At 73.9% G+C, this 21464-nt stretch carries 25 protein-coding genes and 2 tRNA genes; 20 read left to right on the forward strand and 7 right to left on the reverse strand.

Going from position 1 to position 21464, the window contains the following annotated elements; all coding sequences use genetic code 11:
- Position 1 precedes the first annotated feature (1 nt).
- The 3 genes from ACYVLJ_RS22470 to ACYVLJ_RS22480 are packed head-to-tail and all read left to right on the forward strand — an operon-like array spanning position 2 to position 3863.
- On the forward strand, positions 2 to 319 hold the full coding sequence (locus ACYVLJ_RS22470) for a hypothetical protein (RefSeq protein ID WP_451986104.1): 318 nt from the start codon (positions 2 to 4) through the stop codon (positions 317 to 319).
- Positions 319 to 3471, forward strand: a complete 3153-nt coding sequence (locus tag ACYVLJ_RS22475) for a WXG100 family type VII secretion target (RefSeq protein ID WP_460440162.1) — start codon at positions 319 to 321, stop codon at positions 3469 to 3471. The genes ACYVLJ_RS22470 and ACYVLJ_RS22475 overlap by 1 nt, the downstream gene beginning before the upstream one ends.
- 8 nt (positions 3472 to 3479) lie before the next feature.
- Positions 3480 to 3863, forward strand: a complete 384-nt coding sequence (locus ACYVLJ_RS22480; protein ID WP_451986100.1) for a hypothetical protein — start codon at positions 3480 to 3482, stop codon at positions 3861 to 3863.
- A 19-nt stretch (positions 3864 to 3882) separates the two neighbouring features.
- Here ACYVLJ_RS22480 and ACYVLJ_RS22485 read toward each other — a convergent pair whose 3' ends face one another.
- Positions 3883 to 4707, reverse strand: coding sequence for a class I SAM-dependent methyltransferase (locus ACYVLJ_RS22485; RefSeq protein ID WP_460440163.1), 825 nt, complete (start codon positions 4705 to 4707; stop codon positions 3883 to 3885).
- Between the two features lie 40 nt (positions 4708 to 4747).
- Between ACYVLJ_RS22485 and ACYVLJ_RS22490 the strand changes: the two genes are divergently transcribed.
- Together ACYVLJ_RS22490 and ACYVLJ_RS22495 are read left to right on the forward strand one after the other, a co-directional pair.
- Positions 4748 to 6316 (forward strand): glycoside hydrolase family 13 protein, encoded by a 1569-nt coding sequence (locus tag ACYVLJ_RS22490; protein ID WP_460440164.1) that lies wholly within the window; start codon positions 4748 to 4750, stop codon positions 6314 to 6316.
- A gap of 87 nt (positions 6317 to 6403) precedes the next feature.
- The gene (locus ACYVLJ_RS22495; RefSeq protein WP_460440165.1) at positions 6404 to 6586 is read left to right on the forward strand and encodes a hypothetical protein; all 183 of its coding nucleotides are present in this window, start codon (positions 6404 to 6406) and stop codon (positions 6584 to 6586) included.
- A 5-nt stretch (positions 6587 to 6591) separates the two neighbouring features.
- Here ACYVLJ_RS22495 and ACYVLJ_RS22500 read toward each other — a convergent pair whose 3' ends face one another.
- Positions 6592 to 7512 carry a carbohydrate kinase family protein gene (locus ACYVLJ_RS22500; protein ID WP_460440166.1) on the reverse strand — a complete coding sequence of 307 codons (921 nt, stop codon included), beginning with the start codon at positions 7510 to 7512 and terminating at the stop codon, positions 6592 to 6594.
- A gap of 218 nt (positions 7513 to 7730) precedes the next feature.
- Here ACYVLJ_RS22500 and ACYVLJ_RS22505 point away from each other — a divergent pair, with 218 nt between their 5' ends.
- From ACYVLJ_RS22505 to ACYVLJ_RS22520, 4 genes are all read left to right on the forward strand, one after another.
- Positions 7731 to 8114 (forward strand): STAS domain-containing protein, encoded by a 384-nt coding sequence (locus tag ACYVLJ_RS22505; protein WP_460440167.1) that lies wholly within the window; start codon positions 7731 to 7733, stop codon positions 8112 to 8114.
- A 59-nt stretch (positions 8115 to 8173) separates the two neighbouring features.
- Entirely contained in the window at positions 8174 to 8914 is a 741-nt protein-coding gene (locus ACYVLJ_RS22510) for an ANTAR domain-containing protein (protein ID WP_451986088.1), read from the forward strand.
- A gap of 267 nt (positions 8915 to 9181) precedes the next feature.
- A tRNA-Leu gene (locus ACYVLJ_RS22515) sits at positions 9182 to 9254 on the forward strand.
- An 84-nt stretch (positions 9255 to 9338) separates the two neighbouring features.
- Positions 9339 to 9409: transfer RNA gene (locus ACYVLJ_RS22520), tRNA-Cys, on the forward strand.
- A 59-nt stretch (positions 9410 to 9468) separates the two neighbouring features.
- On the opposite strand, the gene ACYVLJ_RS22525 is transcribed toward ACYVLJ_RS22520, so the two are convergent.
- Positions 9469 to 9690, reverse strand: a complete 222-nt coding sequence (locus tag ACYVLJ_RS22525; protein ID WP_460440168.1) for a hypothetical protein — start codon at positions 9688 to 9690, stop codon at positions 9469 to 9471.
- Between the two features lie 59 nt (positions 9691 to 9749).
- Here ACYVLJ_RS22525 and ligD (ACYVLJ_RS22530) point away from each other — a divergent pair, with 59 nt between their 5' ends.
- The 7 genes from ligD (ACYVLJ_RS22530) (at position 9750) to ACYVLJ_RS22560 (ending at position 13896) form a co-directional block, all read left to right on the forward strand.
- Positions 9750 to 10673 (forward strand): non-homologous end-joining DNA ligase, encoded by a 924-nt coding sequence (gene ligD / locus ACYVLJ_RS22530; protein WP_451986084.1) that lies wholly within the window; start codon positions 9750 to 9752, stop codon positions 10671 to 10673.
- 235 nt (positions 10674 to 10908) lie between these two features.
- Complete coding sequence (locus ACYVLJ_RS22535; protein WP_460440169.1) at positions 10909 to 11313, forward strand: STAS domain-containing protein; 405 nt, start codon at positions 10909 to 10911, stop codon at positions 11311 to 11313.
- A gap of 56 nt (positions 11314 to 11369) precedes the next feature.
- Positions 11370 to 11789 carry a DUF6292 family protein gene (locus tag ACYVLJ_RS22540; protein ID WP_451986080.1) on the forward strand — a complete coding sequence of 140 codons (420 nt, stop codon included), beginning with the start codon at positions 11370 to 11372 and terminating at the stop codon, positions 11787 to 11789.
- 32 nt (positions 11790 to 11821) lie between these two features.
- Entirely contained in the window at positions 11822 to 12814 is a 993-nt protein-coding gene (gene ligD / locus ACYVLJ_RS22545; protein WP_451986078.1) for a non-homologous end-joining DNA ligase, read from the forward strand.
- Complete coding sequence (locus tag ACYVLJ_RS22550; RefSeq protein ID WP_460440170.1) at positions 12811 to 12999, forward strand: hypothetical protein; 189 nt, start codon at positions 12811 to 12813, stop codon at positions 12997 to 12999. The genes ligD (ACYVLJ_RS22545) and ACYVLJ_RS22550 overlap by 4 nt, the downstream gene beginning before the upstream one ends.
- Entirely contained in the window at positions 12996 to 13460 is a 465-nt protein-coding gene (locus ACYVLJ_RS22555) for a GNAT family N-acetyltransferase (RefSeq protein WP_460440171.1), read from the forward strand. The genes ACYVLJ_RS22550 and ACYVLJ_RS22555 overlap by 4 nt, the downstream gene beginning before the upstream one ends.
- A 94-nt stretch (positions 13461 to 13554) precedes the next feature.
- Complete coding sequence (locus tag ACYVLJ_RS22560) at positions 13555 to 13896, forward strand: DoxX family protein (RefSeq protein WP_460440172.1); 342 nt, start codon at positions 13555 to 13557, stop codon at positions 13894 to 13896.
- On the opposite strand, the gene ACYVLJ_RS22565 is transcribed toward ACYVLJ_RS22560, so the two are convergent.
- Both ACYVLJ_RS22565 and ACYVLJ_RS22570 read right to left on the reverse strand, forming a co-directional pair.
- Complete coding sequence (locus ACYVLJ_RS22565) at positions 13854 to 14711, reverse strand: alpha/beta fold hydrolase (protein WP_460440173.1); 858 nt, start codon at positions 14709 to 14711, stop codon at positions 13854 to 13856. The two genes, ACYVLJ_RS22560 and ACYVLJ_RS22565, sit on opposite strands and share 43 nt — an antisense overlap.
- Positions 14708 to 15730: an alpha/beta hydrolase gene (locus ACYVLJ_RS22570; RefSeq protein ID WP_460440174.1), complete on the reverse strand. Its 1023-nt coding sequence runs from the start codon at positions 15728 to 15730 to the stop codon at positions 14708 to 14710. Before ACYVLJ_RS22570 ends, ACYVLJ_RS22565 begins: the two co-directional genes overlap by 4 nt.
- A 151-nt stretch (positions 15731 to 15881) precedes the next feature.
- Here ACYVLJ_RS22570 and ACYVLJ_RS22575 point away from each other — a divergent pair, with 151 nt between their 5' ends.
- Genes ACYVLJ_RS22575 through ACYVLJ_RS22585 form a run of 3 tightly spaced genes read left to right on the forward strand, consistent with a single transcriptional unit; the run spans position 15882 to position 17525 of the window.
- On the forward strand, positions 15882 to 16532 hold the full coding sequence (locus tag ACYVLJ_RS22575; protein ID WP_460440175.1) for a hypothetical protein: 651 nt from the start codon (positions 15882 to 15884) through the stop codon (positions 16530 to 16532).
- On the forward strand, positions 16532 to 17083 hold the full coding sequence (locus tag ACYVLJ_RS22580) for a DUF6529 family protein (RefSeq protein ID WP_460440176.1): 552 nt from the start codon (positions 16532 to 16534) through the stop codon (positions 17081 to 17083). The genes ACYVLJ_RS22575 and ACYVLJ_RS22580 overlap by 1 nt, the downstream gene beginning before the upstream one ends.
- 10 nt (positions 17084 to 17093) lie before the next feature.
- Positions 17094 to 17525: a Rieske (2Fe-2S) protein gene (locus ACYVLJ_RS22585; protein WP_451986062.1), complete on the forward strand. Its 432-nt coding sequence runs from the start codon at positions 17094 to 17096 to the stop codon at positions 17523 to 17525.
- On the opposite strand, the gene ACYVLJ_RS22590 is transcribed toward ACYVLJ_RS22585, so the two are convergent.
- A complete protein-coding gene (locus tag ACYVLJ_RS22590; protein ID WP_460440177.1) occupies positions 17522 to 19057 on the reverse strand; it encodes a hypothetical protein in 1536 nt (511 codons plus the stop codon). The two genes, ACYVLJ_RS22585 and ACYVLJ_RS22590, sit on opposite strands and share 4 nt — an antisense overlap.
- 138 nt (positions 19058 to 19195) lie before the next feature.
- On the opposite strand from ACYVLJ_RS22590, the gene ACYVLJ_RS22595 reads away from it, so the two are divergent.
- Positions 19196 to 20110 (forward strand): DUF3800 domain-containing protein, encoded by a 915-nt coding sequence (locus ACYVLJ_RS22595; RefSeq protein WP_460440178.1) that lies wholly within the window; start codon positions 19196 to 19198, stop codon positions 20108 to 20110.
- Here the strand turns inward: ACYVLJ_RS22595 and ACYVLJ_RS22600 are convergent.
- Positions 20100 to 21464, reverse strand: coding sequence for a serine/threonine-protein kinase (locus ACYVLJ_RS22600; RefSeq protein ID WP_460440179.1), 1365 nt, complete (start codon positions 21462 to 21464; stop codon positions 20100 to 20102). The genes ACYVLJ_RS22595 and ACYVLJ_RS22600 overlap by 11 nt on opposite strands.

Consider the following 21464-nt stretch of genomic DNA (forward strand, 5'->3'; position numbering starts at 1 on the left):
CATGAGCGGCGGGGGGTACACCGCGACGACGGAAGCGTTGTCGACGGCGTCCAAGACCATCGGTGACCTGGCGGAGCACCTGCTGGACGACAACCCGGACCTGCAGAACTCGCTGGTGACCGCCGAGAAGTTCGGCCGGGCGCACACCGCGCACGGGGAGAAGTACGCGACCGGCGCGAAGGCGCTGTGGGCCGCGGTCTCCGGGTACAGCAGCACCCTGGGCTCGTTCGGCACCAACCTCGGCACCGCCGGGTCGAGCTACAGCACCAACGAAGACAACCAGGCGGGCGCGATCACCAACGCCGGAGGCTCGCTCTGATGGCGAAGAAGTGGAGCGAAGTCAAGGCGATCCTGGACGACCCGAGCGTCCCCGCCGCGCAGAAGAGCACGCTGATCAGCAGCTGGCTGCGCGAGAACCCGCCTCCGCCGCCGTTCCTGGCCGACCAGGAACCGGACGACATCAAGGAGAAGCGGAAGGAAGCCGACAAGTACGCGAACGCGTACAACGCCAACCCGCTCTTCGCCGGGCAGTCGGTCGACGAGGCCTACGACAAGGCCAAGTCCAGCGGTGACCAGAACAGCTACAACGAGGACCAGGAAAAGAAGGCCGTCGACGACGGCAAGGCGAAGCTCGACGACACCAAGCCGCCCGCCGCGGGCGAAAACGGCGGCGACTCGACCGGCACGAAGACATCCGACGAGATCTTCGACGCCGCCGCGCCCGCGCTGAAGCTGTTCGAGACGTTCGGGTCGCTGCTGGCCAAGATCCCGGACGACTGCCGCGGCAACACCCGCGCGCTCGACCTCGACAAGGACATCCGCACGCCGTTCGACGAGCAGCGCGGGATCAGCTTCAAGGACTTCGTCGACGACGCCGCGCACTTCAAGACCGGCTCCGAGACCGTCGACCGGACCGTGCAGGACACCGGCTCCCAGCTGGGCACCCTGTACAAGACGTGGAGCGGCGCCGGCGCGGACGCCGCGTCCGACACCTACAACGACAAGATCCAGCCCAAGGCCGCGAAGCTGTCCCAGACGCTCGGCAACGCGAGCGAGGCGACGCTCAACACCGCGACCACGGTGTTCCAGCTGTGCAAGGGCAAGGCCGACGCCGTCATCGGCATGTACACCGACCTGGTCGGCAAGGCCGACTACACGATGGCGCAGAAGGTCGTCGCGGTCGCCAACGGCGAGCACGGCAACGAGTCGGACCTGGCCCAGATCGCCGGCTGGATGGACCTCAACTTCGGCACCAACCTGGTCAAGACCCTCAACGACCAGGGCTGCTGCGACGGCGACGAGATCAAGAAGCACGGCCAGGACCTGGCCAAGCAGTGGATCCAGAACCAGTTCAACCCCGACATGTGGGACCGGCTCTACAAGGGCTTCGAGAAGACCTGCAAGGACACCAAGGACCTGGTCGACCAGGCCTACGACGCCCTCGACAAGGTCATGGGCGCCATCAAGAACGAGTTCGAGGGCGTGTCGATGCCCGGCGGCTCGGGCTCGGGTGCGCCGGGTGGCGGCGGTCCCGGTGGGTCGGGTTCCGGCTCGGGCTCGGGTGGCTCGGGGTCTGGGTCCGGCTCGGGCTCGGGTGGCTCGGGGTCTGGGGCCGGCTCCGGTTCGGGGTCCGGCTCGGGTGGTTCGGGTTCCGGTGGTTCGGGTGGCCAGGTGCCGCCGATTCCCGAGGGCGGCTCCGGTTCCGGTTCCGGGATCCCCGGTGGTGGTTCGGGCTCCGGCGCCGACCTGCCCAGCGGGGCGGGCGGTGACACCGGTGGTGGCTCGGGCTCCGGGACCGGCGGTGGTGGGGGTTCGGTGCCGCCGATCCCGGACGTGTCCACCGGCGGCGGGTCCGGCTCGGGCGGTGGGTCCGGTTCGGGCTCCGGGGCGGGTGGTGGCGGTTCGATGCCGTCGATCCCCGATCTGTCGACCGGATCCGGTGACGGCGGTGGGTCCGGCCTCGGTGGCGGATCGGGTTCCGGCTCGGGTTCCGGTTCCGATGACACGAAGCCGTCGTCGGTGCCGCCTCCGTCGTCCAGTGGTCAGGACGAAGCGGCCGCGGCCGCCGAGGCGGCCAAGAAGAAGGCGGCGGACGCGCTCAAGGAGTTCAGCGGTCCCGGCATCCAGACCGACTCCGGCGCCGGCGCGGGCGGTGGTTCGGGTTCCGGGCTCGGCGGCGCCGAAGGCCTCGGCGGCGGCGGTTCCGGCTCCGGTTCCGGCGGGGGCTCGGGCTCCTCCGGCGACGACGGCAAAGCCGCGGCCGAGCAGGCCGCCGAGGACGCCAAGAAGAAGGCAGCCGACGCGCTCAAGGAGTTCAGCGGCGACGGCATCAAGACCGACCCCGGCAGCAGCGGCCTCGGCGACACGGGCACCGGCACGGACGGCGACCTTCCCGGGGCGGACAAGAACGGCGACGGCAAGCCGGACGGCCTTCCCGGGGCGGACAAGAACGGCGACGGCAAGCCCGACGGCCTGCTCGGCGACGACGGCAAGGACGGCGACGGCAAGGGGGACGACACCCCCGACACGCTGAAGGTCAAGCAGGGCGACAAGACCTTCGAAATGACCGAACCCGACCACGACGGCAAGATGGACATCAAGGTCGGCGAAGGCCACGGCGACCCGAAGGACTTCAAGCTCGACTGGTCCGACGGCACGGCCAAGGCCGGCGACGGTCCACAAGGGACGGACGGCGCCTACCACCCGGGTCCGGACGGCAAGATCCACATCCAGGACGGCGACCTCAAGATCACGGCCGAGCGCCCCGACGGTCCGGACGGCCCGACGACGGTGACCGTCGACGACGGCAAGGGCACCCCGACGACCTACACCCTCGGCGAGGACGACAAGAAGCCGGCCGACGCCCTCGGCGACACCCCCGGCAAGAAGCTCGACGACGACCTGCCCACCCACCGCGGCACCCTCGAAGACCTCACCCCGGGCGGCGACCACCCCGGGGCGGCCTCGCACGGCGGCGACCACCCCGGGGCGGCCTCGCACGGCGGCGATCACGGCGGTGACCACGGCGGGGCGGGCTCGCACGGCGGCGACCACCCCGGGGCGGCCTCGCACGGCGGAGGCGGAGGCGGGGGTCTCGGCGCGCACGGTGGCGGCGTGAGCATTCCTTCGACGTCCGGCTTCGAGCCGGCGGGCGGGGGCGGTCTCGGGGACACGCCGACGTCCGGCGGCGCGCACACCGGTGCCGGTGTCGGGGCGGCCCAGCCGCAGCCCGCGGCCGCGTTCGCCCAGGCGGCCGCTCCGGCGGGCGCGGCCGGGCAGTCGATGGCGGGCATGCCCGGCATGGGCGCGATGGGGGCCGGCGCGCACGGCGGCGGCGGGGGAGACAGCGAACGCCGCTCGCCCGCCTACCACATCGAGGGTGCCCTCTTCGACAACCTCGGCGAGCCCGGCCGGCGGATCATCGGCTCGCTGAACGACGACGAAGACCCGCCGTCCGCCCGGACCTGGTAGGAGGACGCATGACCGACATCACCGGGATGAAGGCCGAGCTGGACGGCCTGGTCCGCGAGCAGGCCGAGCGCCGGGCCTTGCGCGAGCAGCGCGGCGAGGAGATCAAGGCCCAGTCGCACGAGTACATGACCAAGCAGGTCCAAGCGGCCGAGCGGTACGTCATGCACCGCCGCGAGCTGGCCCAGCGCAAGACGAAGTCCGGCTGGAGCACCGACCGGTCGAACGCGGAGCCGCCGTCCGCGTTCGACGGGGAGGAGTACTCCGCCGCGGGCGAGGCGCCGCCGTTCGCCGCGGCGCCGCCGCGACCGTCCACAAGGGACGACGCGGGCCGGCGCGCCCGCCGGCCGCGGGCGGCCGAGGAGGACGACGACTTCCAGAACAACCCCTGGTAGCCGTCGTCCACAGTGGACGTCACCGCCGCCAGAGGTCGACGGCGATCTCGCGCAGCTGTTCGGCGAACACGCCGTCCGGGCTCGCGTGCCTCAGCAGCCGCCGGAGGTCGGCCTCGAACTCCGCGCGGCGGTCGCCGAACAGGTGCGGCGCCGAGCTGGACAGCGAGAACACCGTCGCGACGACGTCGTCCTCCGTGCGGGTCACGACCCGGCCCGGGACCTCGAACCGCCGCGGTCCGGTGAACCCCGCGGCCCGGTAGATCTCGCTCTCACCCGCGGGCGTGCCGTCCGGCAGCCCGCCCCGCCCGGCGCGCCGCACCGGGCCGAGATACGCCCGGACGAGCGCCGCGATCGCGTCGTTCGGCGGCACCGGGTGCGGCAGCGCGTGGTCGCCCTCGACGCCTTCGTGGGTCGTCGCGTGCACGTGGGCGCAGACGCCGTCGGGCGCGAGCATGCCGCGCACCGCTCCGGCGACGCGCGGCCGGTCGAACCAGTGGAACGACTGGGCGAAGGTGACCAGCCGGAACGTCCCGAGGCCGGCGGGCAGCTCCTCGGCGCGCCGGTGCACCCACCGGCAGGTCGCCACCCCCGCCGCGGCCGCGAGGCGGCCGGCCTCGCCGAGCATGTCCGCGTCGGCGTCGACCCCGACGGCCTCGGCGAACGACCCGGCCAGCAGCAGGGTCAGCGACCCGGGCCCGCAACCGACGTCGAGCAGGCGTCCCGAACCGTCCAGGCCCAGCTCGGTGGCGAACGCCGCGGCCAGCTCCGGGGGATAGGCCGCGCGGCCGCGGGCGTAGTAGGCGGCGCTGCCCGCGTACAGCGACGGGTCCCATTCCCAGGTCACGTGCTGCAGCGTACGGCGGTGATCGCGATACTCGGGTGTCATGGACTCCGCGAACTGGTGGCGCGACGCCGTTGTGTACGAGGTCTACCCGCGCAGCTTCGCCGACGCGAACGGCGACGGTACCGGGGATCTCGCGGGCCTGCGCGCCCGCCTCGGCTACCTGGCCGACCTCGGTGTCGACGCCGTGTGGACGACGCCGTGGTACCGCTCGCCGATGGTCGACGGCGGCTACGACATCGAAGACCACCGGGCCGTCGACCCGCTGTTCGGCACCGACCAGGACGTGCTCGACCTGATCGCCGAGGCGCACCGGGCGGGCCTGCGGCTGCTGATCGACGTCGTGCCGAACCACACCTCCGACCGCCACCCGTGGTTCCGGGCGGCGCTCGCGGGCGGCCCCGAACGGGCGCGGTACCACTTCCGGCCCGGTCGCGGCGACGACGGTGAGCTGCCGCCCACCGACTGGCGCAGTGTCTTCGGCGGCCCGGCGTGGACCCGTGTGGCCGACGGCGAGTGGTACCTGCACCTGTTCGCCCCGGAGCAACCGGACCTGAACTGGGAGAACCCCGAGGTGCGGGCCGACTTCGAGGACCTGCTGCGGTTCTGGTTCGCCCGCGGGGTCGACGGCGTCCGCATCGACGTCGCCCACGGCCTGCGCAAGGACCCGGCCTTCCCCGATCTGGGCGCCGATGACGAAGAGATCGCGCAGCCGCCGGACCGCGACGCGCACCCGCACTGGGACCTCGACGGCGTGCACGAGATCTACCGCTCGTGGCGGAGGGTCGCGGGCGAGTTCGGCCCCGACCGGGTGTTCGTCGCCGAGGCGTGGGTCGACCGGCCGGACCGCCTCGCCCGCTACGTCCGCCCGGACGAGCTGCACACCGCGTTCAACTTCGACTTCCTGCGCTGCGCCTGGGACGCCGGGGCGCTGCGCGACGTGATCGACCGGACCCTCGAAGCGCTGGACGCGGTCGGCGCGCCCGCGACCTGGGTGCTGTCCAACCACGACGTGGTGCGGCATGTGACGCGGTTCGGTCCCGGCCTCGAGCTGGGCACGCGGCGGGCCAGGGCCGCACTGCTGCTGATGCTCGCGCTGCCGGGCGGCGCGTACCTCTACCAGGGCGAAGAGCTGGGGCTGGACGAGATCGAGGACCTGCCGGAGGAGGTGCTCGCCGACCCGACGTGGGAGCGCTCCGGCCACACCCGCCGCGGCCGCGACGGCTGCCGGGTGCCGCTGCCGTGGTCGGGCACCGAGCCGCCGTTCGGGTTCGCCCCCGACGGGGTGCGGACCTGGCTGCCGCAGCCCGCCCGCTGGGCCGCGGCGACCGCGGAGGCGCAGGCGGCCGACCCGGGGTCGATGCTCTCCCTGTACCGGGCCGCCCTCGCCGAGCGCCGGGAGCACCCGGCGCTGGGCGACGGGACGATGACGTGGTCGCCCGCCGCGCCCGGGGTGCTGTCTTTTGTGCGGGAACCGGGTTTCGCGTGCGTGGTGAACCTGTCGGGCGAGCCGTTCGAGCTGCCGGACGGGGCTCGGGTGCTGCTGTCGAGCGGGCCGCTGGACGGCGACCGCGTGCCGCCGGACGGCGCGGTGTGGCTCGGCGGGCGCTGAGCGGATTCCGGCCGGCTGGGCTGGTGTGAAGCGCGGATCGCCGGGGTATCCGGTCGCGTTCGCCGTCGCCGAGCCGGAGGTCACCCGATGCCTGCTGCACGACCGCCCGCCACCGACGTCGTGGCCTTGGCGTTGAAAGTCCTGGTGGCCCAGGGGATGACGGGCGCGGCCGCGCAGCGGACCCTGATCTCGATGGCACAGGAGCGCGGCGTGGCGGTGCGGCACTGCGCGGCGCTGGTCCTGGCCGCGGTCGACGGGCGCGCGAGCTGAGGACCTCAGGCGTGGACGGCCTCGAGCCGCCGGGGCGCCAGCCGGTCGAGCGCGGGACGGGACAACCGCGGCCGTCCGCCGGCGTGCCGGGTGGTCGCCGCGGCGGCCGCGACCGCCTGGCAGGCCGCCGTCTCCAGCGGGCGGCGGCGGGTCAGGGCCGCGGTCAGCGTCGCGACCAGCGCGTCTCCCGCCCCGGCCGGGTCGACGACCTCGGTTTCGTGCGGGACGAACCACGAGCCCTCCGGCCCCGCGAAGAGGTGCCCGCGCCCGGGCACCTCGAGCACGACCAGCGACGGCCCCCGCTGCCGCAGCTCGGCCGCGGCGCGGTCGCCGCCGGCGACGTCGTCCACCGGGTGGCCGGTGAGCCGCTCGGTCTCGGGGCCGTCGGCGCGGACGACGTCGGCGAGCGCGAGCAGGTCGGCGACGGCGTACTCGTCCCGGGGCGCGCCGTCCAGGACCACGCGAGTCCCCGCCCGGTGGGCGAGGCGGGCCGCCAGCAACGCCGCCGGAGCGGGCTGCCGCAGCTGGACGATGACGGAGCCGGCGGCCGAGATCGGCGCGGCCGCGGCCCGCACGTCCGCCTCGGTGACCAGCGTCTCCGGCGGGACGTGCTCGATGTGCCGGTGCCGGCCGTGGCCGTCCACCATGTCGACGAGCAGGGCCGTTTCGACGCCGGGCCGGCGGGTCACGTGCGCGGTGCCGATCCGGTCGGCGCGGGCCAGCGCGCACAGGGCGTCGCCGACGCGGTCCTGGCCGACGACGCCGACCAGCGAGACCGCCGTCCCGAGCTGGCTCAACGCCACGGCCTGGTTCGCGCCCTTCCCGCCGAGCAGCTCCTGCCGGTCCCGCACCGGCGCCGGTCCGTCCGGGGCGCCGATCACCAGATCACGGGCGATTTGCCCGACGACGACGACTTCGCTGAACATCACCGGTACCACCGCTCGGTCATGGCGCCTCCTCTTCGGCTGGCGAAGATCGGCTACCCGGCCCGAACCGGGAGATAAACCGCACGTTCGGGTCGACGTGCGCGCCCGGGACGCGGAACCGGGCGTTTCCCCGGCGCCGGTTTGGGTATCAAGACCCAGTCCTTGATCACCCCGCGGCGACGCCGGCCCCGCGCCGGCGCGGAAGGCGTGCCGAACCCGTGTCCCCGACGACCCCGGTCCCCACCCGGTCCGCGCCGCTCACGGCGCGCCGGACGGAGTACCGCCCCGGCCTGCTGGTGCTGACCCTCGCCGGGGAGATCGACGCCCTGACCCTGCCGATCCTGGAACGCGAGCTGGCGACGGTCCCGCCCGGCACGACGGTGGTGGACCTGAGCCACGTGGCGTTCCTCGGCCTGGCCGGCGCGCGGGCCCTGGCCGCCGCCGCGGAGCGCGCCGGTGCCGAGGGCAGCCGGTTCGGGGTGGTGGCGAACAGCCGGACCCTGGCGCGGCTGTTCCGGATCACCGGCCTGGCGGAGGTGGTCCCGATGTTCGCGTCCCTGTCGGACGCGCTGCGGGAGCTGCTCGCGGTCGCCCGGCCCTGATACGGCCGGCCGCGGAGTGGGTACCCGGAAGTGATCGGTTCCCGGCGGGAGGAGCGCACATGGACCGGCCGGAGGCCGCCGCGACGGCTTCACCACGGCTCGACGAAGTCACCGGGGCGCTCGAAGCCCTGAGGGCCGTCCTGGGGCAGGAGGACGACTTCCGGATCCTCCTGCGGCACGTGTGCCTGCAGGTGCGCCAGGCCGTCCCGGGCGTCGACGAGGCGTCCGTGACGCTCGTGGGCGGGGACGAGCCGCACACGGCGTCGTCGACCGCGGCCGTCGTCACGGACCTCGACGACGACCAGTACCGCGTCGGCGACGGCCCGTGCCTCGAGGCGGTCCGCAGCGGCAAGATCGTCCGTACCCCGGTCGCCGGCGCCACGGAACGCTGGCCCGCCTTCGCCCGCGGCGCACGGGAGGCGGGCTTCGGCAGCTTCCTCGCCGCGCCGCTGGTGGCCGACGAGCGCTACTCGGGTGCGGTCAACTGCTACGGCCGCCAGGACGACGGCTTCGCGGAGATCGAGGCGCAGCTGCTCGAGCTGTACACGACCGCGGTGGAGGCGGTGTTCCGCGTCTACCACCGCTACGTCAAGGCCCGCGAGACGGCCGAGCACCTGCGGACGGCTTTGACCTCCCGCGCGGTCATCGACCAGGCGAAGGGCATGCTCATGGCGATCCGCCGGATCGACGCCGACGCCGCGTTCGCCCTCCTCGTCGGGCAGTCGCAGCGCGAGAACGTGAAACTGCGCGAAGTCGCGACGCAATTCGTCGCCCGCGTGGTTTCCAGTGGCGTGGTGTGAATTCCCGGCGATAACCGATTGACGGCGGCGCGGGGCCGGGTGCATGCTGACCGCACACCACTTCGGCGAGGAGAAGTCATGACGAGCACGCGGGCGAACCGGCGGCGGGCACTCGCCGTCTGTTCGTGGTGCGCGCGGCTCGCCTGCCTGCCGGGTGGCGCGAGCTCCCCACCGTGACGGGAAACCGTCGCGTCCGGGAGCCGCCCCCTCGGGAAACCGAGCCGGGCGGTTTTCTTTTTGCCGCGCCTTTCTTTTCGCGGCTCTTTCGCCCCTGTAGCCCAACGGGAGAGGCAACGCGTTCAGAACGCGTCCAGTCCAGGTTCGAATCCTGGTGGGGGTACGAGAAAATGCGGGAGACGCGCCGGAGCGCAGGTGATCCTTGCACGATCGCCGGGGAGGGTTCGACCCCCTCGTCTTCCACTCCGGCCCACTTCACGACGGTCGTGCGACGGCCTGCAAAGCCGTCCGGTCCGGGTTCGACTCCCGGGTGGGTCTCCGGTCGCCGCGGCCGGGCGCCGGCGCTCGGCGCCCGGCGCCCGGCGCCCGGCCGCGGCCTACTCGCGGCGCCCGAGCGCCTTGGCCCGGTCGTGGGCCCACCTGGCGAGCACCACGCCGATCGCCGTCGCCACCACGTAGCCGATCAGGGCCCCGGCGAACCCCGCGTCCAGCCAGCCGAGCAGCCCGGTGTTCCCGTGGTCGACCAGCAGGCGGATGGCGCCCTGGGCACCCAGCACCGTCAGGACCGCCCCCAGGATCTGCAGCACGTCGAACTTCACGATCTCCCCTCCCGTTGTTGATACGAGCGTATCATAACTTTGGGTGATAGCGTGGCGGTGTGGCGGGGAGCCGGATCACGGTGCAGGTGGGCGAGCGGCAGCTGACGCTCTCGAACCTCGAAAAGGTGCTCTACCCGCGGCACGGGTTCACCAAGGGCGAGGTGCTCGACTACTACACGCGCATCGCGCCGCTGCTGCTGCCGCACATCCGCGACCGCGCCATGACGTTCGTGCGGTTCCCCGACGGCGTCGACGGCGGCTCGTTCTTCGAGAAGAACGTCTCCCGGCACGCGCCCGGCTGGGTCCGCACGGCGCGCCTGGAGGTCGGCGGCGGCCGCGGCAAGGAGCACGAGATCGTCGACTACCCGCTGATCAACGACCTGCCCGAGCTGGTCTGGGCGGCCAACCTCGCCGCGCTCGAGCTGCACGTCCACCAGTGGACCGTCGAGCCCGGCGACGAGCGCAGCACCCCGGACCGGCTCGTGTTCGACCTCGACCCCGGCCCCGGCGCCACGGTCGTCGACTGCTGCCGCGTGGCCGAGCGGCTCCACGACGTGCTCACCGGCGACGGGCTGACCCCGGTCGCGAAGACCAGCGGCTCCAAGGGCATGCAGCTCTACGCGGGCGTCGTGACCACGGACCCCGGCGAGACGTCGCAGTACGCGCGGGCCCTGGCCGAGCGGCTCGCCGCGGAGACGCCGGACCTCGTCGTGGCGCGGATGACGAAGACGCTGCGGCCGAACAAGGTCTTCATCGACTGGAGCCAGAACAACCCGTTCAAGACCACGGTGGCGCCTTACTCGCTTCGCGGGCGCGACGAGCCGACGGTGTCGACCCCGGTCACGTGGGACGAGGTCCGGGCCTGCCGGCACGTGACCCACCTGCGGTTCACCGCCGACGAGGTGCTCGACCGGGTCGAGGACGTCGGCGACCTCTTCGCCGAGCTGGACCGAACGCGCGTACCCATTCCTGCGTTCGGCTGAATTTCGGATTTCGCAATTCACCGGCGAATCCGCTCCGGTTCCCGTCGGCGCTCCACGACGGTGAGAAGGAATGGTTCCACCAGGCGATTCGGACCGTCCTTTGTGGAGCACTGCACGTGCAGACGGCCGTGTCGGTGCACGGCCCGACGGCCGGGCGGATTCAGTTGTGCGCCAAGCTGGACGAAGTGGGTACCGTCTACGCGTAAACCACCATCTTGAGCCGCCGGAGCCGGTCATGAAGATCCAGAAACCGCCGCGGCTGTCGCGAGCCTTCGGCCGTTCCGCGGCGGGCGCGTGGTGCGAGCCGTTTTCGGTGACCACACTGTTCCCCGGCGACCGCACCACCCTTCTCGTGGTGGTGGGTGACATCGATCTCGCCACCGTCGCCATTTTTGTCGAATGCGTCGAAACGGCGGTGAAACCGGGGGACGCGGTGGTCGTCGACCTCGGCGGCGTGACGTTCTGCTCCGGTGTCGGCCTGCGGGCGCTGCACCAGGTGCAGCAGAGCGCCGACGAACTGGGCGTGCCGCTCGCGTGGGTGGTGTGCACGCCGTCGATGTGGCGGGTGCTGCGGGGGACCGGGGTCGCCGGCTTCTCCTGCTACCGGGATCGGGCCGACGCGCTGGCGGCGCTCGGGTGATCCGCTTCGAACGGCCGCGCAGGGTGCGCGGCCGGGGTCCGGGAGAAGGGAAACGGGTGTCCGGCCTGATCGACACCGATCTGGAGTTCTGGTTCCAGCGCGGCCTGCGCGCGTACCTCGGGGAGGTGGCCGGGGCGCTCGGCTGCGGCTTCGAGTCCTGCACCGTGGACGTCGACGTCCCGGTGTCGGCCTACGTCGCGGTGGACTGGCGGCTGCGCCGGTTCCCCGAGCGCGACGTGGCGCTGCTGTGGGACGAGGTGCACGGCTGGGCCGTCGCGGTCGAGGCGGCGTGCGGGGAGGAGATGATCGTGCTGGCCTACCTCGGCGGCGCCGACATCCTGCCGGAGCCGTTCGTGGTCGTGCGGTTCCTGGCCGCGCTGCGGGCCGGCGACCTGGCACCCGACGGACCCGGCTCACCCGTGCTGCGCCGCGCCGGCCGCCACCAGGAGCTGCTGCCGTTGCTGCCGGCCGGGTGACGCGCCGGGCGTCGATCCTCCACACTGGAGCGATGGGGACGATGCCGGACGCGGTGGCGCCGATGCTGGCCGTCGACGGGCCGCTGCCGGACGACGACCACCACGGCTACGAGTGGAAGTGGGACGGGTTCCGCGGCTGCGCGCGGGTCGCCGACACCGGCGAGGCCCGGATCACCAGCCGCAGCGGCAGCGACCACACCCACCGCTACCCCGAGCTGCAGGACGTCTTCGGGCCGGCGATGGGCGGGCACGCGGTGGTGCTCGACGGCGAGGTCGTCGCGCTGAACGCGGCCGGCCGCCCGGAGTTCGAGCTGATGCAGCGCCGTGCGATGCACGAGCCGACGGCGAAGCTGCGAGCCGAGGTCCCGGTGGTCTACTTCGCCTTCGACCTGCTGCGGGTCGGCACGGAGTCCCTGCTGGACCGGCCGTACGAGCAGCGGCGCGCGCTGCTCGCCGAGCTGGTCCGCCCCGAGGACGGCCGGCTCGTCGTGCCGCCGTGGTACACCCGCGCGGACATCACGCCGGACCAGCTGCTGGCGACGGCGGCCCAGCACGGGATCGAGGGCGTCGTCGCGAAGCGCCTCGACGCGCCGTATCTGCCGGGCGCCCGTTCGCCGCTGTGGACGAAACGAGCGCTGACCCAGACCCGCGAGGTCGTGGTCGGCGGCTGGCGGACGGGCGCCGGCCGCCGCACGGGCACGCTCGGCGCGCTGCTGCTCGGCGGCTACGACGACACGGGCTCCCTGGTGTACATCGGCGACGTCGGCACGGGCTTCACCGACGACGCCCTCGACCGCCTCCGCGACGTGCTCACCCCGCTGTCCCGCGAGGACTCCCCGTTCGTGAACGAGCTGCCCCGCGACCGCGCCCGCGGCGCCCACTGGGTGGAGCCGGAGCTGGTCGGCGAGGTGGTCTTCCGCCGTGTGACGCCGGACCTCCGGCTGCGCCACACGTCTTGGCGCGGCTTGCGTCCCGACCGGAGCCCGGACGAGGTGGGCGTGCCGAAGCCGACGGGAACATCGTGACCACGTCCGCGTGGCTGGCCGAGACGGTGCGGGAGTTCGCGTCGCTGCGCGGCCGGCGGGTCGAGCGGTGGAGCGGCGTGGAGATGGCGTTGCGGGAGGAAGTGCGCGTTATCGGCGCGCGGCCGATCGCGTTTCCCGGACCTCCTCCCGTCGGGACCTCGCCGGCGCCGGCGGGCGCGTCGTGACTCCGTTCGTTCGCCTGGTCGAGATCACCGACGAGAACCGGGACGCCGTCTGTGCCCTGCGCGTGCACCCCGGGCAGGAGCGGTTCGTCTCGTCGGTGGCGAAGTCCTTGGCGGACGCCGCGAGCACGCCGGAAGCCGAGCCCTGGTACCGGGCCGTCTACGTGGGGGACGAGCCCGTCGGGTTCGTGATGCTCAGCTGGGACGTGCCGCCCGGCCGGCCCGGCATCCTCGGGCCGTACTACCTGTGGCGGCTGATCGTCGACGCGCGGTACCAGGGGCGGGGGATCGGCCGGGCCGTGCTCGCGCAGGTCGTCGCGCTCGTGCGGGCGGACGGCGCCACCGAGTTGCTGACCAGCCACCAGCCGGGCGACGACGGGCCCGGGGCGTTCTACCGGAAGCTCGGGTTCGTCCCGACCGGGGAGATCGACGACGGCGAACCGGTGCTGCGGCTCGTGTTGTGATCGCGGTCACGGCCGGTCACATCGACCCGGTGGGTGGAGTCGTGGGGGTGACGGACCCGGAGCACCGGCGTCCGCAAGCCCTGGAGGAGTTCCGATGTCCACCGCTTACGTGATCGTCACCCTCGTCGGCGCCGCACTGGCCGGGTTCTCGGCCGTCTCGGTCTTCACCCGCGCGAAGTGGGTCGTGGAGCCGATCACCTCCTACGGCGTGCCGGAGGCGTGGTGGCCGTGGCTCGGCACGGCCAAGGCGGCCGGTGCGCTGGGCCTGGTGGCCGGCCTGGTCTGGCCGCCGATCGGGATCGCCGCGGCGATCGGGCTGGTGCTGTACTTCCTCGGTGCCCTCGTGACCGTGGCCCGCGCGCGGTCGTACGGGCACCTGGCGTTCCCGGTGATCTACCTGGCGCCGGCGGTCGCGTCGCTGGCGCTGCTGTCCTGACCGGCGAGCCAGGTGAGCGCGTCGGCGGCCTGGTCCAGCACGGAGAGGTGCCCGTCGCCGGGGGAGAGCCGCAGCTCGGCGGCGGGGCACCGCGCGGCCAGCCACTTGCTGTGCCCGGCGGGGATCATCCGGTCGTCCTCGCCGTGCACGAGCAGCACCGGCGCGGTGATGGCCGCCGGGTCACACCCCCACGGCGCGACGTAGGCGAGGTCGTCGTCGATGAGCCCGACCGCGCCGAGTGCGGGCCGGACGACGTCGTCGAGCCAGGCCCAGGATCCTTTGAGGGCGGCGAAGTCGGCGCTGGTGAAGACGTCCGGATCGAACTCGGCGGACGCCTCGTACTTCTCCTTGGCGGCCCGGCCGTCCGCGGCGGCACGCAGGGACGCGGCACTCCCGTCGGCCATGCCGTCGAACCAGCCGCCGACCTCGAACGGCGCGACGGCGGCGAGGCTCGCGACGGCCGTCACGCGATCCGGCAGCAGCGCGGCGGCGGCGAGGGCGTGCGAGCCGCCCCCGGAGTGCCCCATGACGGCGAAGCGCTCGATCCCGAGAGCGTCGGCGACGGCGGCGGTGCACTCGGCGGCGTTCCCGATCGTCCGGCCGGGCAGCTGCGTGGAAGTGCCGTAGCCGGGCCGGTCGTAGGACACCCAGCGCACACCGAGCCGTCCGGCCGGCGGCAGCAGCGGCCCGGGCGGCGCCCCGAGGTTGGGCGTCCCGTGGTGCCAGAAGACGGTCAGCCGCGCGGGCCCGCCGGTGTCGTAGACGTGCAGGGAGCGTCCGTCCGGCAGGGCGACGTCGGTCTCGAGGACGTTCACCGGGCCAGCTTCCCGGCCAGCCAGGCGAGCGAAAGCGGGTACCGGTAGTCGATCGCTCCGTGGCCGGCGTCGAACAGCTCGAAGTGCAGCCGCTCCTCCGGCAGGCCCGCCTTGAGGACCTCGGCCCGGAAGGCCTCCGCGCCGACGTCGAGGAAGTACTCGTCGCTCGTGCCCGCGTCGATCCACACCGCTCGCCACGACTGGACCGCCGGGGCGCGGGACGGGACCATGCGGACCGGGTCCCAGTCCAGCCAGCGTTGCCAGACCTCCGGGCGCAGCACGCCCGTCGCCGGGTCGAACGGCAGTTCCGGGGTTCCGTCCGGGCGCGGCGAGAAGCACGCCGAGACGCCGAGCAGCTGCAGCAGTGTCGGGTCCGCCGGGTGGGTGAACGCGGGGCGCGAGCGGAAGTCCGCCCACCACGCGTGGATGTCCTGGTCGTACTCGCGCAGGGCCCGGACCGCCTTGCCGAAGTCCGGGACGTAGCACAGTTCGTACAGCGAGTCGCCCGCGTGGGTCGCCAGGGCGCCGAACAGGTCCGGGCGCAGCATCGGGGTGATCATCGCGCCGAAGCCGCCCGACGACTTTCCCGCGATCGCGCGGGATTCGCGGTCCGGGATCGTCCGGTAGCGCGCGTCGACCCACGGGACGATCTCGTCGCACAGGTACGAGTGGTAGCGGCCCGTGCCCGGCGAGTCGACGAACTGGGAGCCGCCGTACGCGGTCCACGCGTCGACGTACACCACGACGCAGCCCGGGGCGCCGTCCGCGAAGACCGCGTCGGCCGTCTCGACGAACGGCTGGCGGAACGGCGTCCGGTTGGCCCACATCGCCAGGTGCCCGGTGTAGCCCTGGATGACGTACACGGCCGGGTACCGCTCGTCGCCGTCGTCGTAGCCCGGCGGGACGTACACCCACAGGGGCCGCTCGTGCGGGTCGCCGAGCGGGTTGTCCCGCAGCAGCGCGGAGTCCACGGTGTGCCGGTCGAGCCGGCCGGCGAGTTCGCCGTCCCAGGGCAGCATGCGGCCAGTCAACCACGCCGAACCGGTTGCAGGGGCTAAGCGATACCTCTTTTCCGCGCGTAGCGTTGAGCCGCTTCGGCCCGACAGCCGTGTTATGGGCGCGGTGGTGGGTCAGGGGAATGCGGGGAAGACCATGAAACATCCTGGGCCGTTGTTCACACTGCTCGCCGGCGTCGTGCTCGCCGGCGGCATCGGGATCGTCAACCTGGCGACCGGGACCGGCGCCGCGCCGGTCGCCGGCGCCGCCGACGCGGCCGCCGTGAGCACCACGGCCGGGCCGCCCCCGAAACCGACGTCGGAGGCGCCGGGAGCCGAGGCGCCCGCGCGGGCCGACTACGCCGGGCGCGTCACCGGCGGCGGCGCGTCCGTCGCGGTCTCGGTGCGCGACGGCCACGCCATCGCCTACCTCTGCGACGGCAAGAAGGTCGAAGCCTGGCTGCAGGGCGTCACGGCCGGCGGGAAGCTGGACCTCAAGGGCGCCAAGAACTCCAGCCTGACCGGTAGCTACGACGCCGCCTCGGTCACCGGCACGGTGACGGCCTCGGGCCGGACCTGGCAGTTCACCGCGCCCCCGGCGAAGAAGCCCGCGGGCCTCTACCGCGCGACGCCCAAGGTGAAGGGCAAGGCGGCCAAGGTCGGCTGGATCGTGCAGCCCGACGGCAGCCAGGTCGGCGTCCTGACGACCGGCGAGGACTCGGCGGCCGCCCCGGCGCTCGACCCGGCCGCCGGCACGGCGACCGTCGACGGCGCGCCCGTGACCGCCGAGGCGATCAGCGGCCTGGCCGGGACCGGTGACTTCTGATGAGCGCCCCCGCGGCCGGCAACCGCGCGGCGGTCGCGCTCCTGGTCCCGCTGGTGGTCGGCGCCGTCGTCTCGGTGGTGCTCGGCGTCTACGGGAACCTGCACACGCCGACCGGCGTCGCGGTGAACATCGCCGGATTCTCGAGCGCGCAGTCGGTGAAGGCGTGGCTGGCCACCGTCGTCGTCGTGCTGGCGCTCGTCCAGCTGGTCTCGGCGCTCGCGATGTACGGGAAGCTCGGCCGCACGGTCCCCGCGTGGGTCTCGCCGGTGCACCGCTGGTCCGGCCGGCTGGCGTTCCTCGTCTCGATCCCGGTCGCGCTGCACTGCCTATACGCGCTCGGGTTCCAGTCGTTCGACACCCGGGTCCTCCTGCATTCGTTGCTGGGGTGTTTCTTCTACGGCGTGTTCGTCGCGAAGATGTTGCTGCTGCGCAAGGACAATGCGCCCGGCTGGTCGCTGCCCGTCGTCGGCGGGCTCGTCTTCACCGCGCTGGTCGGCCTGTGGCTGAGCGCGTCATTGTGGTTCTTCACCCAATCCGGCCTGAAGTTCTGAGGGGACGATCGTGGGCAACGACGAAGTGGAGCCGGGGGTCGCGCGCCGGACGGCGCTGGCGGTCGTCGGCGCCGGGCTGGTGGCCGGCTGCAGCACCTACGGCGGCAACTCGGGCAGTGCGACGTCCGCGGCCGCACCCCCTGCCGCGGCCGCCGGGACCGAGCTGGGCGCGGCCGCCGACGTCCCGGTCGGCGGCGGCAAGGTGTTCGCGGACAAGCAGGTCGTGGTGACCCAGCCGGCCGCCGGGACGTTCGAGGCCTTCTCGGCGGTCTGCACGCACCAGGGCTGCACCGTCGACACCGTCGCCGGCGGCACCATCAACTGCCCGTGCCACGGCAGCAAGTTCAAGATCGCCGACGGCTCGGTCGCGAACGGCCCGGCCACGCAGGCGCTGGCGAAGAAGTCCGTCACCGTGACCGGCGGCAAGATCACCTTGGCCTAGGTGTAGGCCTTCGCGACGGTCTGCCCGTCGACTGTCCACACCGGACTCGACTGGTCCGGGGCGCCGCGCAGGACGGTCCGGCCGTCCGCGCAGGCGTACCGGACGGCCGGGTCACCCGAGACCGCCAGGCACTGCAGGCCGTTCTCCAGTGTGAGCAGGAAGGGGTCGGCCGTGCCGCCGTCCTGGGGCGTGGCCGGCAGCGCGCCGGTGTAGCCGAGCAGCACGGCCTTCGTCGCCGACGTCGGGCAGACGACCTGCGGCCGCGTCCCCGGCGCGGCGAAGCACGGGTCGTAGGTGGTGTCGCCGGTCGTGCAGCGGTAGGCGTCGTGCCGGCCGGACACCGCGGAAACCGCACCGCAGGTGCCGGACGCGCGGGTCGTCGTGGCGCCGGTCCTCGGCCGGTACTCGACGGTCTGGGTGAACCGCTGCGCGCGGCCGGTGGTGAGGGGGACCTCGAGCGCGGGACCGGCCGTGGCGAGGCCGCTCGTCACCGGCCCCGCGGGGAGGAACCGCCTGACGACGTCGCCGCCGTCCGGGTGGCACGGCGCGAGTGCCGCCCAGACGTCACCGGCCACCTCGGCGAACGGCCGGTCCGCGGCGTAGTGGGCGGCCCCGGCGTCCGCGGCGCAGGTCAGCACGGCCGGCGCCGGGCCGGGGCCGCCGGCCAGGCCGAACAGGACGGCCGCGCGGTGCGCCGCCGCGGCCAGCGCCGTCCCGAGGGCCGGGCCGGGCTCCGCCTGGCCGCGCAGGGTCGCGGGCAGGCTGCCGAACGGGACGTCGTAGGTGACGGCGGAGCCGGGCCAGAGCAGGTCGCGCTGGCGCGGGCGGCCGAACAACTGCACGGCGGACGTGCTCTCGGCCGTGGTCCGCGCGGTGGGCTCGGGCCAGCCCGGCGGCAGGGCGAGCCGGTAGGGAACGCGCGCGTTCGAGGTCAGGGTGATGCTCGCGCGGCCGTCGGCGGCGGTGGCGCACGCCCACACCGGCGCCGCCGGATCGGGCTCGCCGACGTCGACGGTCACCCCGGCGGAACTCGCCGGACGGCCGGCGCAGTCCGGCCGCGGCGCCGGATCCGGCACGACCTCGCGGCCGAGCGCGGCGAGGTCGAGCAGCCCGCCCCAGAAGCCGCCCGGCTGAGCCACCACCGCCACGATGCTCCGGGTCGCGGGGTCGTAGCCGGCGGGGACGAGCCGGGTTCCGTCGGCGATGACGACGACGGGCGCGAACCCCGGCGGCGGCGCGGCGGGCACCGAAATCCTCACGTGCGGCGGAAGCCCGTCGAAGCTCAGCTCCGCGCCGCCGCCGATCCGCCGCGTCAGCGGCGCCGGGGAGCGCGGTTCCGCGGCCGGGCGCACCGACACGCGCGTGCCCGCCGGAGCGACGACCTGGATCCCGGCGACCGCGACCGTCCCACCCGGACCGGCCGTCTCCGGCGGGAAAACCCGTTGCCGCACGAGGACCGCGGCTCCGCCCAGCAGCAGCACGACCACGGCCGCCACGAGGGCGAGCCGGGCGGGCCGGTCGTTGGTGGCCATTCGACGCCTCCCAGAACACCTACTCTTCCCGAGTCACCTGACCCGGCATGGTCGTTACCTGCCGTGGCCCAACCGTGACCGCGCCCGGGCGCCGGTAATCGGTCGCCGCGGCCCGGCGGGTCTGGCACCATCGCACTCGTGAGCCCGGTCGAGATCGCCTGCGACGAGTCGGGCTCGGAGGGCGAAAACCTCGTCGGCGGCGAAACCGACGTCTTCGCCCACGCCGGTGTCCGGCTGACCCCGGCGGCCGCGCGCGCCTGCGTGGCGGAGATCCGCGACCGCATCGGCTCGCCCGCCGAGGAGTACAAGGCGAACCACCTGCTGCGCGCCAAGCACCGCCGCGTGCTCGAGTGGCTGCTCGACCCCGGCGGCCCGCTGGCCGGGCACGGCCACGTGCACCTGACCGACAAGACGTTCTTCGCCGTGCGCGCCGCGGTCACGCTGCTGGCCGAGCACGGCACCGACGTCATGGCGCGCACGCTCCACCGCCAGGGTCCGGCCGCGTTCGGCCGCGACCGCTGGGCGTACTTCCTGGCCGCCTTCACCAGCGTGCTGCGCCTGCGGCCCCGGCGTGGCGTGACGACGTCGCCGGAAGAGTTCTTCGCGCTGGCCCGGGAACTCGCCGGCGAGGGCGAAGCCGGGGAAATCATGCGCCTGCTCAGTGCAGGTGCCGAACGCGTGGCCGCCTACCGCGCCCGCCTCGAGACCGACCCGGGCCTGGTGCCGGTGCTGGACCCGCTGGTGCCCGCGGTGGCCCACACGGTCCGGCACTTCAGCGCCGACGGCACTCCGGTCGCGCTGGTCCACGACGAACAGCTCGTCCTGACCGGCGAACGCGTGCTGCAGCTCAAGGCGGCGCTCGGGCAGCGGCTGGCCGGCGTCCGGTTCGTCGACTCGCGCTCCGACGCCCGCGTGCAGGTCGCCGACTTCCTCGCCGGGGTCGCCCGCCGCATCGCTTCCGACGAGCTGAACGGGCGCGGGGACGCCCGCCTGACCGGCCTGCTGCGGTCCTTTGTGGACACGAACTCCGTGTGGAACGCGCTCAGCAGTTGATGACCTGCGTGGGCGGTGTCGTGTTGTCGAGCCGCTTGACGTAGGCCCCGGAGCTGCGCCGCGCGCACGCCGCGTCCTTGGTCGCGAACGGCCCGCTGTAGACGGCGTAGACGTCGGCGCCGTTCACCCGCTGCCGCAACGAGCGGCAGCCGGTCGTCGGCGTGTGCAGGTAGCCCGCGCCGGGGTGGGCGTCGAGGAAGCCCTGGACGTCGGCGCGGTAGCGGACCGGGGTGATGGCGGAGCCGAGCACCACGACGTACGAGCCGTCGCACGCGGGTGTGGTCATCGGGGTCGCGAGGCCGAGATCCGGGCCGCTCGCGACACCCGAGGCCACCGGCGTCGTCGTCACGGGCGGGGCCGGAGGAGGTGTCGTGCCGGCCGGGGCCGGGGGTTTGAGCACCGCGGACCACCCGATGACCGCTGCGAGGGCGACCACGGCGGCCCCGGCCACGAACCAGGGCGCCTTCGACCGCCGCCGGACCGGGGGTGCGGGCGCCGGTGGTGCCACCCGCGTGGCCTGCCGGGTCGGGGAACCGCTCGTCCCGTGGAGCGCGGCCCGGGCGGCGTCCGCCAGTTCCGTGACGCTGCCGAAGCGCTGCGCCGGTTCCTTCGCCATGCCCCGCGCGATCACGGCGTCGAACGCCGCGGGCAGCCCGGGCCGCAGCGCGCTGGGCCGCGGTGGCGGCCGGTGCAGGTGGGCGCCGACCAGCGCCGCGGCGGTGGTCGCCGCGAAGGGCTTGCCGCCGGTCAGGCACTGGTGCAGCACGCAGGCGAGCGAATACACGTCGACGCGGTGGTCGATCGGCGCGTCCGTGAACCGCTCGGGCGCCATGTAGTCGAGGGTCCCGACGGCGCCGCCGGTCGCCGTGAAGCCGCTCCCGGGCCCGGCCGCGCGGGCGATGCCGAAGTCGACGAGGTAGGCGAACCCGCTCGCGCCGACCAGCACGTTCGACGGCTTGACGTCCCGGTGCACCAGGCCTTCGGCGTGCGCGGCGGCCAGGGCCTGGGCGACCTGCCCGACGACGTCGACCGCGTCGGCCGGCGCCAGCGCGCCGCCGGTGGTGAGCCGGGTGCCGAGGTCGCCGCCGTCGACCAGCCGCATGTCGAGGTAGAGGCGCCCGTCGATCTCGCCGTAGGCGTGGATCGGGATCACGTGCGGCTCGCGCAGCCGCGCCACCGCGTGCGCCTCCCGGCGGAACCGCTCCTGGAACTCGTGGTCGGCGGCGAAGTCCGGGGCGAGCAGCTTGAGGGCCACCACGCGGTCGTGGCGGGTGTCGAAGGCGCGGTGGACCTCGCCCATGCCGCCGCGGGCGATGAGCGATTCCACGCGGTAGGGCCCGAACTGCCGGCTCAC

This window comes from Amycolatopsis stemonae (assembly GCF_054781455.1).